The sequence below is a fragment of the Barnesiella sp. An22 genome (assembly GCF_963931395.1).
Classification (GTDB): Bacteria; Bacteroidota; Bacteroidia; order Bacteroidales; family Barnesiellaceae; genus Barnesiella; species Barnesiella merdigallinarum.
This window is the reverse complement of the sequence record NZ_OZ007014.1, coordinates 1,501,949-1,517,561: the sequence shown is the minus strand read 5'-3', so window position 1 is coordinate 1,517,561 and position 15,613 is coordinate 1,501,949. Positions and strand designations below refer to the sequence as shown.

The following is a 15,613-nucleotide window of genomic DNA, read 5'->3' as shown; positions in this document are numbered from 1 at the left end:
CGCGACGATTATCGATCCGACGGCAGTGGCTCGGCCATGAGTTCATAGGGCATGGCATCGACAATCTTCACGCGACAAAATTCGCCGACGGGCAAAGTGCGGGTTTTGGCAATGAGCACCTCGGGATCGACCTCGGGCGAGTCGTATTCGGTACGTCCCACGTAGTAATCGTCTTCCTCGCGGTCGACCATCACGTCGAACTCCTGCCCCACCTTCGAGCGGTTGCTCTCGAGGGCAATCTCCTCTTGCAGAGCCATCAGTTCGTCGAGCCGGGCCTGCTTCACCTCCTCGGGAATCGAGTCGGGGAAGTGTTTGGCGGCATAGGTGCCCTCCTCCTCGGAGTAGGCAAAGGCCCCCATGCGCTCGAAACGGGCATCGCGCACAAACTGCTTCAGCTCCTCGAAATCCTCGTCGGTCTCGCCGGGATAGCCCACCATGAGGGTGGTGCGTATATGGATACCGGGCACCTCGGCCCGTATGCGTTTCAACAAATCGTAGGTCTCCTGCTTGGTCACGTGGCGGCGCATATCGGTGAGGATGTGGTCGCTGATGTGCTGCAAGGCGATGTCGAGGTAGTTGCACACGTTGGCATGGCGACGCATCACCGGCAGGATGTCGTAGGGGAATTGCGAGGGATAGGCGTAGTGCAGGCGTATCCACTTCACACCCGGAATCTGAGCCATGCGGTCGATGAGCTCGGCCAACTTCTGCTCGCCATAGAGGTCGAGCCCGTAGGACGAGAGGTCCTGTGCAATAATCTGGAACTCCTTCACGCCGCGGGCTACCAGCGAGCGCACCTCGTCGAGCAGCTCGTCCATGGGATACGAGACGAAGCGCCCCGTGATGAGCGGTATCGCGCAGTAGGAACAGAAGCGGTTGCACCCCTCGGCAATCTTCACATAGGCATAGTGCGGGGGTGTGGTAAGGATGCGTCCGAAATCCTTATCATCGTCGTCGTTGCGGGCCCCCAGGTCGGTAAGCAGATTACCCCAGTCGAACTTCCCGTAGAACTTGTCTACCTCGGGAATCTCGGTCTCGAGCTCCTCGCGATAGCGTTGCGAGAGGCAACCCATCACGTAGAGGTGACGTATCTTGCGGGCCTTCTTGGCCTCGACCATCTGCAGAATCATCTCGATCGACTCCTCTTTGGCGTCACCGATAAACCCGCAGGTATTGACCACCACATATTCGCTCGACACCTTTTCGGGGTCGTGACGCACTTTGTAACCGGCTTCGGAGAAACGATGCAACAGCCGTTCCGAATCGACCAGATTCTTGGAACAGCCCAACGTAATAATATCGACGCTATTCTTTATCATCTTGACACTACATGAAAAAAAAGACGGCTACGAGAGTCGGTACCCGACTCCCCAGCCGTAAATACATTCTTGAAAAATCAATCGCCAAACAGAGAGTCGACAAACTCTTTGCGGCGGAATACCTGCAAGTCTTCCATACCCTCGCCCAGACCGATGTACTTGACGGGGATTTTGAAGTGGTCGGAGATACCGATGACCACGCCGCCCTTGGCCGTACCGTCGAGTTTGGTAATGGCCAGCTCGTTCACCTCGGTAGCCGCCGTAAACTGCTTGGCCTGCTCAAAGGCATTCTGTCCCGTAGAACCGTCGAGCACCAGCAGCACCTCGTGCGGAGCCCCGGGCACGATCTTCTCCATCACCTTCTTGATTTTGGTGAGCTCGTTCATCAGATTCAGCTTGTTGTGCAGACGGCCGGCGGTGTCGATTATCACCACGTCGGCGTTGTTGGCTTTGGCCGAGCTGAGGGTATCGAAAGCCACCGATGCCGGGTCGGCCCCCATCTTCTGCTTCACGACAGGCACACCTACCCGCTCGCCCCAAATCATCAGCTGCTCTACGGCAGCGGCCCGGAAGGTATCGGCGGCACCCAGATAGACACTGTTGCCGCGCTTCTTGTACTGGTAGGCCAGTTTCCCGATGGTGGTCGTCTTGCCCACACCGTTCACGCCTACGACCATAATCACATAGGGTTTCTTGTCGGCCGGCACGGTAAACTCGCCCGACTCTTCCACGCTGTTTTCGGTCAGCAGGGCCGTGATCTCTTCGCGAAGAATACGGTTCAACTCGTTGGTATTGATATATTTGTCGCGAGCCACCCGCTTCTCTATCCGCTCGATGATACGCAGCGTAGTCTCTACGCCCACGTCCGAGGTAATGAGCACCTCTTCCAAGTCGTCCAGAATGGCATCGTCGACCTGAGACTTGCCGGCAACGATACGGGCCAATTTGGAGAATACGCCCTCTTTGGTTTTGGAGAGACCTTTGTCGAGCGTCTCTTTTTTCTCTCTCGAAAAGAAATCAAAAAATCCCATATGTGAATATTTAATGTATCCGTGCGGGTCCCGCCGCACGTTATGCAAAGCTATAAAATTATCATGGTAAAAAAAAACTTCCTTACACATTTTGTATAAGAAAGTTTTCTTTATATTGCGCTAATTATGACTTACTTACTCAGTACGTCCTTCACCGAGTCGTTGGGAACCATTTCCTCTTGGAAAGTGTAAGCTCCCGTCTTCGGCGATTTCACCATTTTAATCACTTTCGAATAAGTACGGCCTTCGCCTTTTTGCAACGATGCAACTGTTTTCTTTGCCATGGTTCAATCCTTCCTTATTTTATTTCTTTGTGTACAGTAACTCTCTTCAGGATGGGGTTGTATTTTTTCAACTCCAAACGCTCTGTGGTATTTTTTCTGTTTTTGGTGGTAATATAACGCGATGTTCCAGGCATACCACTAGCCTTGTGCTCCGTGCACTCAAGGATTACTTGAACGCGATTACCTTTTGCTTTCTTTGCCATATCTTAATACAACATTTTTACTTCAGTTAAATACCCATTTCCGGCAGCTTGTTTGAGAGCTGCGTCTAATCCCATTTTATTGATTGTACGAAGACCGGCAGCCGACAGTGTAAGCGTAATCCAGCAATCCTGTTCTACCCAATAAAATTTCTTCGTAAAGAGGTTGACACTGAATCTTCTTTTCGTTCTTCTTTTCGAGTGCGAAACGTTGTTGCCAACCATTGCTTTTTTCCCTGTAATTTGACAAATCTTTGACATCGCTATCTATAATTTTATTTGTTTTTTCTTACTGCTTTCGCAAACAGAGTGCAAAGTAAAGCATTTTAAGAATAGCTTCCAAATTTTTAGCCGATTAAAATGGAAACTTTTTCTCTCCGACCTACTCGGTCATCAGCTGCACCAGCATGAGCAGAGCCGCCTGAGTGGCCCGTGCAATCACCTGTTCGCGGTCTCCCTCGAAGCGGAAACAGTCTACTTTGTCGCGGTTGCCATAGCGTGCGGCTATCCACACGGTGCCCACCGGTTTCTCGGGGGTACCTCCACCGGGGCCGGCTATGCCCGAGGTGGCTACCGCACAGTCGGTCGCGAGCAAGCGTTGCACACCGGCGGTCATCTGCAACACGGTTTCGCGGCTCACCGCCCCGCACTGTTCGAGTGTCTGGGGCGAGACATGCAGCACATGCTCCTTCACCTCGTTGGCGTAGGCCACCACACTGCCCTTGAAATAGACCGAGCTGCCGGCCACCCGCGTAATCTCGTGGGCTATGTTGCCGCCCGTGCAACTCTCGGCTGTGGCCAGGGTTTCGCCCCGGCGGGCCAACAGCAGCCCCAGCGCTCCGGCCAGCGTGGCATCGCTGTCGCAAAAGAGGTGCGGCCCCAGCAGGTCCTTCAACTTGTCGAACTGCCCGTCGATCAGGGGTTGCAACTGCGCCTCGTCGTCGCCGCGAGCCGTCAGCCGCAGGCGTATGACACCCGGTGTAGGCAAATAGGCCAGCTTGATGCAGGCGGGCAGTTGTGCCTCAAACCCGGTGAGCGACTCGGAGAGGCGCGACTCGGTGAAATCCTTCACCAGACAGGTGCGGTGCAGGATGGCCGAATGGTCGCCGAAGTGGCGGCGCAGCCGGTCGATGACCGAGGCCTGCATCACCGTCTTCATCTCGATGGGGACACCCGGCATCGAAACCAGCACCTTGCCCTCCCGCTCGAACCACATGACGGGCGCCGTGCCCACGGGGTTCTCGATGACGGTGCAGACGTCGGGTACATAGGCCTGGTCGTGCGTCGAGGTGTTCATCTGCAGGTGACGGCGGCGGAAAATCTCCTCGACGTGGGCACAAACGGTCTCGTCGAAAATCATCTTGCCTCCGAAGTAGCGGCAGAGGGTCTGCTTGGTAATATCGTCTTTCGTGGGGCCCAGACCACCGGTCATCAGCACCACGTCGACCCGGCCGAACGAGCTGTCGAGCGCGTCGGTAATCTCGCGCTCCCGGTCCCTCACGGTCGTGATTTCGGTGACCTCCCAGCCTATATGGTTCAACTCACGGGCTATCCACCCCGAGTTGGTATCGGTGACCTGCCCGATGAGCAGCTCGTCGCCGATGACAATAATCTCGACATTCATCTGTTTTGCATTTATAACTCGACCCGGGCAAAGGGTGCCTTTTCGACGCTGCAAAACTCTTTGTCCAGATACTTGTAATATCCTGTAATAGCCACCATGGCGGCATTGTCGGTCGTGAAGGAGAAGGGAGGCAGATAGACCGTCCATCCATAGCGGCGGGCATACTCCTCAAAGGCACCGCGCACCGCCGAGTTGGCCGACACGCCGCCGGCCACGGCCACATGCTTGATGCCCGTCTGTTTCACGGCCTTGTAGAGCTTGTCCATGAGTATGTCGACAATGGTCGCCTGCAACGAGGCGCACAAGTCGCACTGGTTCTTGGCAATGAAATCGGGGTCCTCCTTCACGCGGTCTCTCAGCAGATAGAGGAACGAGGTCTTCAACCCGCTGAAACTGTAGTCGAGCCCGGGGATGTGCGGCTTGTTCAAGGCAAATGCCTTGGGGTTTCCCTCCTTGGCCAAGCGATCGACAACCGGTCCGCCGGGATAGGGCAACCCCATCACCTTGGCGCATTTGTCGAAGGCTTCGCCGGCCGCATCGTCGATAGTCTGCCCGATAACCGACATCTTGTTATAGGCCTCTACCTTTATAATCTGCGAATTTCCACCCGAGACGAGCAGACACAGAAAGGGGAACGGAGGCCGCGTATCGTCGTCGGGCGAGCGTTTGATGAAGTGAGCCATCACGTGGGCCTGCAGGTGATTGACATCGACCAGCGGAATGTTGAGCGCCGTGGTGAATCCTTTGGCAAACGAGGTACCCACCAGCAACGAACCCATCAGACCGGGCCCGCGCGTAAAGGCTACCGCATTCAACTCTTCGGGTTTAACCCCGGCCCGCTTCAGGGCCTCGGAAACCACGGGGATGATATTTTGCTGATGAGCTCGCGAAGCCAGCTCGGGCACCACCCCGCCGTAGGCTTCGTGTACCGCCTGGCTGGCGATTACATTCGACAGCATCACTTCGTCGCGGATGACCGCAGCCGAGGTATCGTCGCACGACGACTCTATGCCTAAGATTGTTACACTCATATCGTATCGTTTAACTGTGTTATCGTTCCTCTTTCGAGGTTTGCAAAAGTACATATTTATAACCAAAAAGCGTTCGCCTTTACATTTTTTTTCATAACCACCGCCGAAAGAAAAGAGCCGATTCTATCGAAACTTTCAAAAGGATACACTATTTTTGTATCGTTTTAAATATGAGGAAATTCTATTCGGCATTTCGGCTATTTGTCCATATCGTTATCATTTCTGTCATAGCGATATACACGCTCTCCTATATCCTGCTGTCGGTCCCCGGCATCCAGGACCGGGCGCGTCGTATAGGTATCGAAGAGTTGTCGGCCCTGCTGGGCACCCGGGTAGACATCGACCGCATACAGTTCTCGCCCTTCAACAAGCTCGAACTCTTCGGGGTATACCTGCCCGACCAGCAGGGCGATACGCTCGTTTATGCCAACAAGCTCTCGGCAGGCATCGCCCTCGGCGACCTCGTATTCAACAAAGATCTTATTTTCACCAACATCCAGCTGTTCGGACTCGATGCCCGCATCTCGCAGGCCCGCCCCGATACGGTCACCAACCTGCAGTTTGTCATCGACGCCTTCAAAAGCAAATCGGACAAGCCCAAGGAGAAAATCAAGTTCAAAATAAACAACGCCATCATCCGCCGGGGCAAGATACGCTACGACCTGCTGTCGGCCCCACCGGCCGAGCCGGGACGGTTCGACCCGAACCACATCGGGGTGAAAAACCTCTTGTCGAAACTCTCGATCAAGTCGCTCACCGACGACTCGGTGAATGTCTCGATCAAGCGGCTCTCGTTCGACGAGCGGTCGGGCTTTTCGCTCAACCGCCTGCAATTCAAGCTCGAGGGTAACCGCCGGCAAGCTACGCTGAGCGATTTCAAGGTGCAGCTTCCCAGCAGCCACATCGAGATAAAACCCATAGTGGCCACCCTGCCCGACACGCTGTCGACCCGGAAGATTCTCGACGAGACCCGACTCTCGCTGCAGATACCCCAGGCCCGCATCGCCCTCGGCGACCTGGCCCCGTTCGCACCCCTGCTCGACGAGATAGAGACCTCGGTCGACCTGTCGCTCCACCTGTCGGGTACCCCCAACGACTTCTACGTGCACGCCTTCGATTTCGACTTTGGCCACGGCAGCATCACCGCCCACAGCCAGATTGCCGTCAAGCAGATAGCCGATGCCCGGCAGCGCAGCATCGTGTGCGACCCCATCACGCTACATGCCTCGGCCGAGGGGCTGGCCGATATTCTCCAGAAAATCCCCTCGCTTACCGACCAGCAACGCCACACCATAGCCCGCCTGGGTAACGTGCACTTCAGCGGCGACATCGCCAACCGGGGCCGTGACCTGACGGCCTGCGGTACCCTCACGACCGACCTGGGCACCATCCACTCCGACCTCTCGGCCAAGCAAAACGGCCAGGCCGGAACGATGCACTATGCCGGCCTCGTCGAGTCGCAGAAGTTCAACCTCAACGGACTGTTTGCCGAGGGGAACCCCTATGGCGAGATTGTCTTCAAGGTTGAGCTCGACAGCCGAAAGACTCGCCACCAGGCCCCCACCGGCAAAGTAGTGGGAACGGTCAACTACTTCGAATATAAGGGCTACCCCTACGAAAACATCGCCCTCAACGGTGAGTTCGGCGACAACCGCTACAACGGAGTTGCCCGCATCGACGACACTAACGGCCACGTCGAGGTCAAAGGTCTGGCCGTGCTGAAACAGCAGGAGTCGGAGTTCGACCTCACCCTCCAGGCCCGCGACATACACGTAGCCGAATTGCGGTTGATGCCCAGCTTCGAAGGGTCCAAACTGGGATTCAACGTCACCGCCCAATTTACCGGCAACAGCCTCGACAACGCCGAGGGAGCAGTCACAATCGACAGCCTCACCTTCACTACACCCAACGACCGCTTCACCCTCAACCGCTTCAGCCTCGAGGCACACAACCGCCACACACCACAGAGCATCGCCATTACCTCGGACTACCTGAACGGCTGGATCGAGGGGCAATACCGCTTCTCTACCCTGAAGGAGTCGTTGCAGAGACTCGTCGCCCAGACACTCCCCTCGCTGATGCCCCAACCCGAAGAGCCGAAACCGCACTCCCGTCGCAAAAACACGAAAAAGAAGAAAGCCGAAGAGCCGGCTCCGCTCAACAACTTCAAGTTCCGATTCACCATCGAGCCCACCCTGCACATGTCGCAGATATTCGCACTGCCCGTCACCTTCACCGACCGGGCCACCCTCGAGGGCGAGCTGAACAGCTCTCGGAATACGGCTACTGTCACAGGACAGATTCCACACCTGTGGTACAAGAAGCAGCACATCGAAGATGCCTACATCTCGGCCCGTAAAGATACCGCCGACATGTATCTCTCCGTCGAGACCAGCACCTACAACAAGAAGCAGGTGCGCACCATCTGGAGCCTGCGCAGCAAGGCCCACCACGACAACCTCGACGTGGTGCTCAACTGGAACAACGACACCCAGTCGACCTTCTACGGCGAACTGAACACCTCGACCGCCTTCTCGCGCACCGCCGACGAGGGGGCGCTGCTGATGCACACCCACATCAACCCCTCGACGCTCATCTTCAACGATACCATCTGGCAGATGAAACCGGCCGACCTCACCGTAGCCGACAAGCGGGTCGAGGTGCACAATTTCGAAATTTCGCATGCCCCCCAATACATTCTCATCGACGGGGTAGCCTCGGACCAGGAGAACGACCTGTTGAACATACAGCTCAACGACGTAGACCTCGACTACATATTCGGCACGCTCAACATCAAGCACGTGTCGTTCGGAGGCAACGCCACCGGCAATCTGGTAGCCTCGCACCTCTTCACACCGGCGCCCCGGCTCAGCACCGAGCAGTTCGACGTCAGGAATTTTGCCTACAACGGAGCCGTGTTCGGCGACCTGCACCTCTTCAGCATGTGGGACAACGACAACCAGGGCATCCTGATGAAAGGGTTTGTCGAAAACCCGGAGGAGAAACAGACCTATATCGACGGCTACATCTTCCCCACGCGCGACTCGCTCGCCCTCTCGTTCGACCCCGACCGGCTCAACATCGCCTTTCTGCAACCTTTCGTCGAAACGGTGATGACCGACGTTTCGGGTGTAGCCAGCGGGCACATCGACTTCTACGGCAACTTCAAGGCGCTGAACGTGACGGGCGACGCCTATGTCGAAAACTTCAACTTCGGCATCGGCTACCTCAACACCCGCTACACACTCACCGACAGCATTCACTTCTCGCCCACCCGCATCTGGTTCGACAATGTCACCGTCTATGACAAGCTGCGACACACGGCCAAGGGGTCGGGCTGGCTCTCGCACCACAATTTCAAAGACCTCGCCTACGACATCGCCATCACCGATGCCCGCGACTTCCTGTCCTACGACATGACCGAACGACAAAGCCCCACCTACTACGGTACCATCTACGGCACGGGATCGGCCCTCATCAAGGGCGAACCGGGCTACAACCGCATCGACGTGAACATGGCTACCGGCGACCAGTCGAACTTCACCTTCGTCTTGTCGGGCTCCGAAGCGGCCGGCGAATACGACTTCATCACCTTCACCAACTCGGCTCGCTCGATGGCCGAGGCCGATGAGAGCCAGGTCGACAGCACGGCTATCCTCAACAATGCCCGCATGATGGAGAGCAACCAGGCACAAGAGAACAGCATCCTGGCCCTCAACCTGCAAATCGAAGCGACCAACCAGGCCAAAATGAATCTGGTGATGGACAAATCGACCGGCGACATGATCAAGGCTACCGGCCGGGGCAGTATCCTGCTCGAGTACAACTCGATGGACGACGACATCAAACTCTATGGCTCTTACGTGCTCGAGAAGGGTAGCTACAACTTCAGCCTGCAGGACATCATCACCCGCGACTTCTCTATCAAGGAGGGGAGCCGCGTATCCTTCCACGGCGACCCCATGGCCACCAACCTCGACATATCGGCCATCTATTCACTCACGGCCAACCTGCTCGACCTCGACGAGAACTTTGCCAACGACAAGGAGCTGACCCGAACCACCGTGCCGGTGCAGACTATCCTGAATGTGGCCGGCGATGTGCGTCGTCCCGACCTCAGTTTCGACATTGCCTTCCCCACCCTCACGCAGGATATGGACCGCCGGGTGCGCAGCATCATCAGCACCAACGACATGATGAATCGCCAGATTATCTACCTGCTGGCCTTGAACCGCTTCTACACCCCCGATTTCATGAACATGGGGCAAAGCCGGAACAACGAGCTGGTGTCGGTGGCCTCGTCGACCCTCTCGTCGCAACTGGGCAACATCCTGGGACAGTTGAGCGACAACTGGAACATCTCGCCAAACTTCCGCAGCGAGAAGGGCGACTTCTCCGACATGGAGGTAGACCTGGCCCTATCGAGCCAGTTACTCAACAACCGGCTGATTTTCAACGGGAACTTTGGTTACCGCGACAATACAATCAACAACAATACCTTCATCGGCGACTTCGACCTGGAATATCTGCTCAACAAGAGCGGCACCATACGGCTCAAGGCCTACAACCACTACAACGACCAGAACTACTACATCAAGTCGGCCCTCACCACCCAGGGCGTGGGCATCATGCTGCGTCACGATTTCAGTCTCTGGAGCGACCTCTTCAAGCGGAGCCCCCGGCCCGAAGCGGCTGTCGACTCTGTCCGCACCACCCCGCAGAGCACTCAGCCCGAAGCTCCGGCCGATTCGACTCGTACCGTCCGACCCGAAACCCCGACCCTGCCGGCCGACTCTACCCGGGTTGTCTCACGACAACCGGCCCTCAAACCCGACGAGCCGAAAGAGAAATAGCTCTACTCCTCTCCCGGCTCGCCCGTTATCTTATTATATATATTGTACAGGAATTACAGCTCGTCGCACTCGCGCAGCCACATCGCGCTCGACGCGTCGCTGGGCATGCGCCAGTCGCCCCGCGGCGACAGGCTCACCGACCCCACCTTGGGCCCGTCGGGCAGGCAGGAGCGTTTGAACTGCTGGTTGAAGAAGCGACGGCAAAAGACCTTCAGCCACTTCTTGATTGTCGCGTCGTCGAACTCGCCATCGAAGGCATACCGGGCCAGACAGTAGAGCTTGGCCGGCGAGAATCCATAGCGCAGCATGTTGAAGAGGAAGAAGTCGTGCAGGTCGTAGGGACCCACCAAGTCCTCGGTCTTCTGCTTGATTTCGCCGTTTTCGTCGGCCGGAATCAACTCGGGACTGATAGGCGTGTTCACAATATCGAGCAGCGTATCGCGGGCCTCGCCCGTCAATTCGTTCTCGGCCACCCAGTGCACCAGATACTTGACCAGTGTCTTGGGAATGCTGGTCGACACGCCATACATCGACATGTGGTCGCCGTTGTAGGTGGCCCAACCGAGAGCCAGCTCCGACAGGTCGCCGGTACCTATCACGAGACCTCCCGTCTGGTTGGCAATATCCATCAATATCTGGGTGCGCTCGCGCGCCTGGGAGTTTTCGTAAGTGACATCCTGCACCGTCGCATCGTGCCCGATGTCGCGGAAGTGCAGCTCGCACGCCTCGCGAATCGAGATTTCGCGAATCGTAATCCCCAGGGCCTGCATCAGCGCTACGGCATTGCGATAGGTGCGGCCCGTCGTGCCGAAGCCCGGCATGGTCACCCCGATGATTTTCTGTCGGGGCTCGCCCAGCCGGTCGAGCGCTTTCACGGCCACCAGCAAGGCCAACGTCGAATCGAGTCCGCCCGAGATACCTATCACCGCACTCTGTGCCCGCGTGTGAATGAGCCGCTTGGCCAGACCTGCAGCTTGAATGGAAAGAATCTCCTCGCAACGGTCGTGCAGCGTGGCCGAGTCGGAGGGGACAAAGGGACGCGGCGACACCCGTCGGGTCAACCGCAACGGCACATCGGCCAATGCGAAGGGGATGCGACGCACGGGACGCTCCATCGACTCCGTGCCCTGGGCAAACGAGGTCTTGACCCTACGCTCGGTGCGCAGCCGCTCCACGTCGATTTCGCTCACCGCCAGACGGGGCGACTGTACAAAACGCTCGGTCTGCGCCAATATCGAGCCGTTCTCCAGCACGATGCCGTTGCCGGCAAAGACCAGATCGGTAGACGACTCGCCAAACCCGGCCGAGGCATAAACATATCCCGCCAGACAGCGGGCCGACTGCTGCTGCAACAGCGAGAGCAGATAGTGGTGCTTCCCGATGAGTTCGTTGGTAGCCGACAGATTGAGAATAATATCGGCCCCCTGCCGGGCCAGATGCGAGCTGGGCGGAATAGGCACCCACAGGTCTTCGCACAACTCGATACCCACCACGGCACCCGCACTCTCGAAGAGCAGGTCGACCCCGAAGGGTACCCGGCTGCCACACAGCTCCACAGTCTCGCCCGTGACCGTCAGGCCCGAAGCGAACCAACGCTCCTCGTAAAACTCCTTATAGTTGGGCAGATAGCTTTTGGGAACCACTCCCAGGATGCGCCCCTGCTGAAAGGCCACGGCGCAGTTGTACAGGCTGTTGCCCCACGCCACCGGCATGCCCACCACACACAGCAACGAGGTACGGGCGGTCGCCTCGAGCAACCCGGCCAGGGCTCGCTGTGTCTGCTCGAGCAGCAGGGTGTGGCCGAAGAGGTCGGCACAGGTATAGGCCGTCACCGACAGCTCGGGAAAAACGACAATCTGCACCCCCAGCCCCTCGGCCTCGGCTATCTGTTTTTCTATCTCCTTGACATTATGCGGGCAATCGGCCACCTCCACTCCGGGCACAGCCGCCGCCACTTTTACGAATCCGAAATTTTGTCCCATATCTTCACGGTTAATATCGACAAATGTAAACAAATTAACCGGGATTCAAAACTCCCGGCCCGCATATTCCGCCATCCTTTTTTTACAACTCGCCCCGGTCGACAAAAAAAAGGGAAACATCCCATGCAACTGAGACATTCCCCCTTTTCGATGATATGAAAAAGTTTTTCGAAAAAGCGCCGGCGGTGCGGATGCAGCCCGCGAAACAGGCTGCCATCCCGATGGCAAAGCACCGCCGTCACGCTTGGTTACTTCATGGTATTATCCGGTATCACGGGTACATAGAGGTAGCTATCGTACTCGCCACCGGTGTAAATGCGATGACGCCCGGCATTGTGCGTGGCCGGCGAAACAACCACCTCGGCCGGGTCGGCACACTGGGTGGCGTTGCCCCCGACGGTCATCATCTCGACCGGCTGCCCCGGCATATAGGTGAACCAGTCGCGCGGAACCGAAATCGAAGCCGAGCCGAAGGGAATGGCCGCATTGGCCGGCTGATAGGCCCCCACGGTGAGTTGCAGTATTTCGCCCTCGTCGAAGTAGAGCCCCATGGGCCATATCTCAATCTCGACGGGAACAATCTCGCCCGGTTTCAGTTTCTGTTCGGTGGTAAAGGTGTAATAAGGTTCGGCCTCGGTCGAGCGAGCCTCGTCCAACTGGCGCATCGACACCCGCATCAAGCCCGTGGCGGCAATGAGGTTGCCCGTGCGGTCGGGGAGCGGCTGGCCGTCGCGCGAGAGTTTCTCTACCCGCACGGCCAGGTCCATGTCGTCGTGGTCGGGGGCCGATACCCACAGGTGCAGCTTCATGTAGCCGGTAATCTCGGTAGGCCGCTCCATGCGATAGCGGTAGGTCACCTCGTGGCGGGCACTGTCCGACTGATATTCACTCACGGCCTGGTCGGCAGGCAACGAGGTGAGCAGGGCACTGTCGGCAGCCGACAGATAGAGTTTGTGGTACTGGGTACGGGCCAGCGGGAAATCCTCCTCGGCACGGCCCACGATGTCGGTACCCCCGGGATTCAACACCGACAGGCGTACCCGCGGTGTCTGCTCCCAACCGTTGTCGATACCCTTCAGGTAGTGGTCGAAGAAGCGGCGCAGATCCTCCACATTCTCGGGCGTGTAATAGTCGAACCACTCGCTGGTGTTGTGCACCCGCAGCCACTTCTCTTTCGAAGCCATGCGGCGGAACCCGGCAAAGGAGCCGTGTGTGTGCACCGAGTTGGTATAGCTGGCCACGACATAGGCCGGAATCTCGATATTCTCGACCCGGGCCGCCTTGTCTTCCCAATAGTCGCACATGAAGGGGCGCTCGACAATCATGCGGGGCTGGTCCTCGAGCATGCCGTGGGCCGAGGCAAAGGTCTCGGCAATCATCTCGGGAAACTCGGGAGCCGGTATGCCGCCCCGCGTACCCGACTCGCGGTAGTGGTCGCAGAATCCCTCCCAGGGAGCGATGGCAGCCAGATGCTCGGGACGCTCGGCTGCAATGAACCATTGCGATACGGTGAGCCACGAGTTACCCGTCATGCCCACCTTGCCGTTGCTCCACTTTTGCGAAGCTATCCAGTCAATCACATCGCACCCGTCAAGAGCATCCTCGTGCCCCCAGTAGAGCAGATTGCCCTCCGACATGTAGGCACCCCGTTTGTCGGGGTTGACAATGGCATAGCCATGAGCCACCCAATAGGCCGGGTCGGGACCTTCGAACTTCTCCAACCCCGAGGTGGCCGACAAGGGCACCCCCGAACGCATGGGCACATCGTCGAGCATCTGCCCACCTATCTCCTTGCCATAGGGACTCCACGCCAACAGGGCGGGGCAAGCCTCGTCGCCCACGGGGCGGAACACATCGGCATAGATGGTCACGCCGTCGCGCAGCCGGATGGGCACATCGCGCTCGAGCAAAATATCGCACGGCAGCGGCATGGCACCTTCGCGGCGCACACTGCCGGCCTTCAAAATCAGAGTATCGGGATTGAACCCCGGATAGCGCACCCGCGGTGCATCTACCGGTAAAGCCTTGCGAAGAGGAACTTTCATCTCTCGCCCCTGGGCATCGTGCAGCGTAACCTCCTGACGGGCCGGCACACCGCACTGCGTGCAAAGGGCCATCAGCGCCAAAGCGCCTGTATACATCCATTGCCTGGTCATATCGTAATCCTTTTTATCGGTTAAACATTTCGCTCTTTTGTGAGGCAAATTTCGTCAATCTTTCTCGGTTGCCATTGTTAAATCAAGAGCCGAAATTGGTTAAATACTGAACATTTCCTATCTTTAGCCGCATCAATCTTACCACCCTGAGCCATGACCGAAAAAATCATACGACTGAGCGAACTTACAGAATACCACCAGGTAAAAGAGGTATACGAAAACAGCCTGGCCTGCTTCGAGATGAACAGCCATTTGGTAAACATCGACACCATACCGCCGGTATTTGCCGACATCTTTTCGGTAGTGTTGATTCGGCAGGGGTCGGCCACCTTCTCGCTGAACTATCGCGACTACACCGTGGGCAAGGACGACATGCTGCTCTTCTGGCCCAGCCTGCTGGTATCGCTCACCCGGCAGAGCCCCGACTTCGTGGCCCTGCATCTGCTGTGCGAGCGCACCCTCTTCGAACGGCAACTGACTACCGACCCGGCCTACCAGCAATACTCGCTCTTCTTTTTCCAAGCTCAGTCGCCCATCCTTCACCTGCCCGACCATCTGGCTCAAAATCTGGCCGACGACCTGCGGCAGCTCGCCCGCCACATCGTTACACCGGGGCCCTACCAGGGTAACAGGCTGCAACACCTGCTGCACGTCGTGATGCTGCAAGTGCTCGAGCGGATTGCCCATCGGACCGATGCGGCTACTCCACTCTCCCACCCCGAGCGGCTGTTCCAGCAATTCATCACGCTGCTCACCCGCCACTACAAGCGCGAGCACACCATCGACTTTTACGCCCGCAGCCTCTCCATATCGCCCTCTTACCTCTCGCGCATCATTCGCCAGACCACCCACAAGACGGCCGGCTACTTTATCAACGGGCTGCTCTATGCTGAGGCGTGCCGCCTGCTGCGACACACCGACCGCACCATACAAGCCATTGCCGATGAACTGAATTTTTCGGACCAATCGGCCTTCGGCAAGTTCTTTAAGACCAATGCCGGACTGTCGCCTCTGCGATACCGAAACCGAAGCGTAAAATCATAGGCACAAACAACAATCTATTTTACAGAAACTTAACAAAGCATGTCACAGCAGAAGCCCCTTCTGAAAATCTTTTTCACATTGCTAAAAAT

Annotated in this window: 11 protein-coding genes; 2 read left to right on the top strand and 9 right to left on the bottom strand. The window is 57.2% G+C overall.

From position 1 onward, the window contains the following. Window positions 1–8: 8 nt before the first annotated feature. The 7 genes from rimO to tsaD all read right to left on the bottom strand — a co-directional run bounded on the left by rimO (window position 9) and on the right by tsaD (window position 5,489). Entirely contained in the window at window positions 9–1,319 is a 1,311-nt protein-coding gene (gene rimO, locus ABGT88_RS06090; RefSeq protein ID WP_298663177.1) for a 30S ribosomal protein S12 methylthiotransferase RimO, read from the bottom strand. 77 nt (window positions 1,320–1,396) lie between these two features. Next, on the bottom strand, window positions 1,397–2,350 hold the full coding sequence (gene ftsY / locus ABGT88_RS06085) for a signal recognition particle-docking protein FtsY (protein WP_087407674.1): 954 nt from the start codon (window positions 2,348–2,350) through the stop codon (window positions 1,397–1,399). 131 nt (window positions 2,351–2,481) lie between these two features. Continuing rightward, complete coding sequence (locus tag ABGT88_RS06080; protein ID WP_087407675.1) at window positions 2,482–2,634, bottom strand: DUF4295 domain-containing protein; 153 nt, start codon at window positions 2,632–2,634, stop codon at window positions 2,482–2,484. Window positions 2,635–2,648: 14 nt separating this feature from the next. Next, window positions 2,649–2,837: a 50S ribosomal protein L33 gene (gene rpmG, locus ABGT88_RS06075; protein ID WP_008861764.1), complete on the bottom strand. Its 189-nt coding sequence runs from the start codon at window positions 2,835–2,837 to the stop codon at window positions 2,649–2,651. A gap of 3 nt (window positions 2,838–2,840) precedes the next feature. Then, window positions 2,841–3,095, bottom strand: coding sequence for a 50S ribosomal protein L28 (gene rpmB / locus ABGT88_RS06070; RefSeq protein ID WP_087407676.1), 255 nt, complete (start codon window positions 3,093–3,095; stop codon window positions 2,841–2,843). Between the two features lie 121 nt (window positions 3,096–3,216). Then, window positions 3,217–4,458 carry a competence/damage-inducible protein A gene (locus ABGT88_RS06065; RefSeq protein ID WP_258326987.1) on the bottom strand — a complete coding sequence of 414 codons (1,242 nt, stop codon included), beginning with the start codon at window positions 4,456–4,458 and terminating at the stop codon, window positions 3,217–3,219. Between the two features lie 11 nt (window positions 4,459–4,469). Continuing rightward, the gene (gene tsaD, locus ABGT88_RS06060) at window positions 4,470–5,489 is read right to left on the bottom strand and encodes a tRNA (adenosine(37)-N6)-threonylcarbamoyltransferase complex transferase subunit TsaD (RefSeq protein WP_087407678.1); all 1,020 of its coding nucleotides are present in this window, start codon (window positions 5,487–5,489) and stop codon (window positions 4,470–4,472) included. 170 nt (window positions 5,490–5,659) lie between these two features. Here tsaD and ABGT88_RS06055 point away from each other — a divergent pair, with 170 nt between their 5' ends. After that, complete coding sequence (locus ABGT88_RS06055; RefSeq protein WP_346701003.1) at window positions 5,660–10,342, top strand: translocation/assembly module TamB domain-containing protein; 4,683 nt, start codon at window positions 5,660–5,662, stop codon at window positions 10,340–10,342. A gap of 53 nt (window positions 10,343–10,395) precedes the next feature. Here ABGT88_RS06055 and ABGT88_RS06050 read toward each other — a convergent pair whose 3' ends face one another. After that, a complete protein-coding gene (locus ABGT88_RS06050; RefSeq protein ID WP_298663180.1) occupies window positions 10,396–12,324 on the bottom strand; it encodes an NAD(+) synthase in 1,929 nt (642 codons plus the stop codon). Window positions 12,325–12,572: 248 nt separating this feature from the next. Beyond that, window positions 12,573–14,480, bottom strand: a complete 1,908-nt coding sequence (locus ABGT88_RS06045; RefSeq protein ID WP_346701000.1) for a CocE/NonD family hydrolase — start codon at window positions 14,478–14,480, stop codon at window positions 12,573–12,575. Between the two features lie 153 nt (window positions 14,481–14,633). Between ABGT88_RS06045 and ABGT88_RS06040 the strand changes: the two genes are divergently transcribed. Continuing rightward, window positions 14,634–15,524 (top strand): AraC family transcriptional regulator, encoded by an 891-nt coding sequence (locus tag ABGT88_RS06040; RefSeq protein WP_087407682.1) that lies wholly within the window; start codon window positions 14,634–14,636, stop codon window positions 15,522–15,524. Window positions 15,525–15,613: the final 89 nt, after the last annotated feature.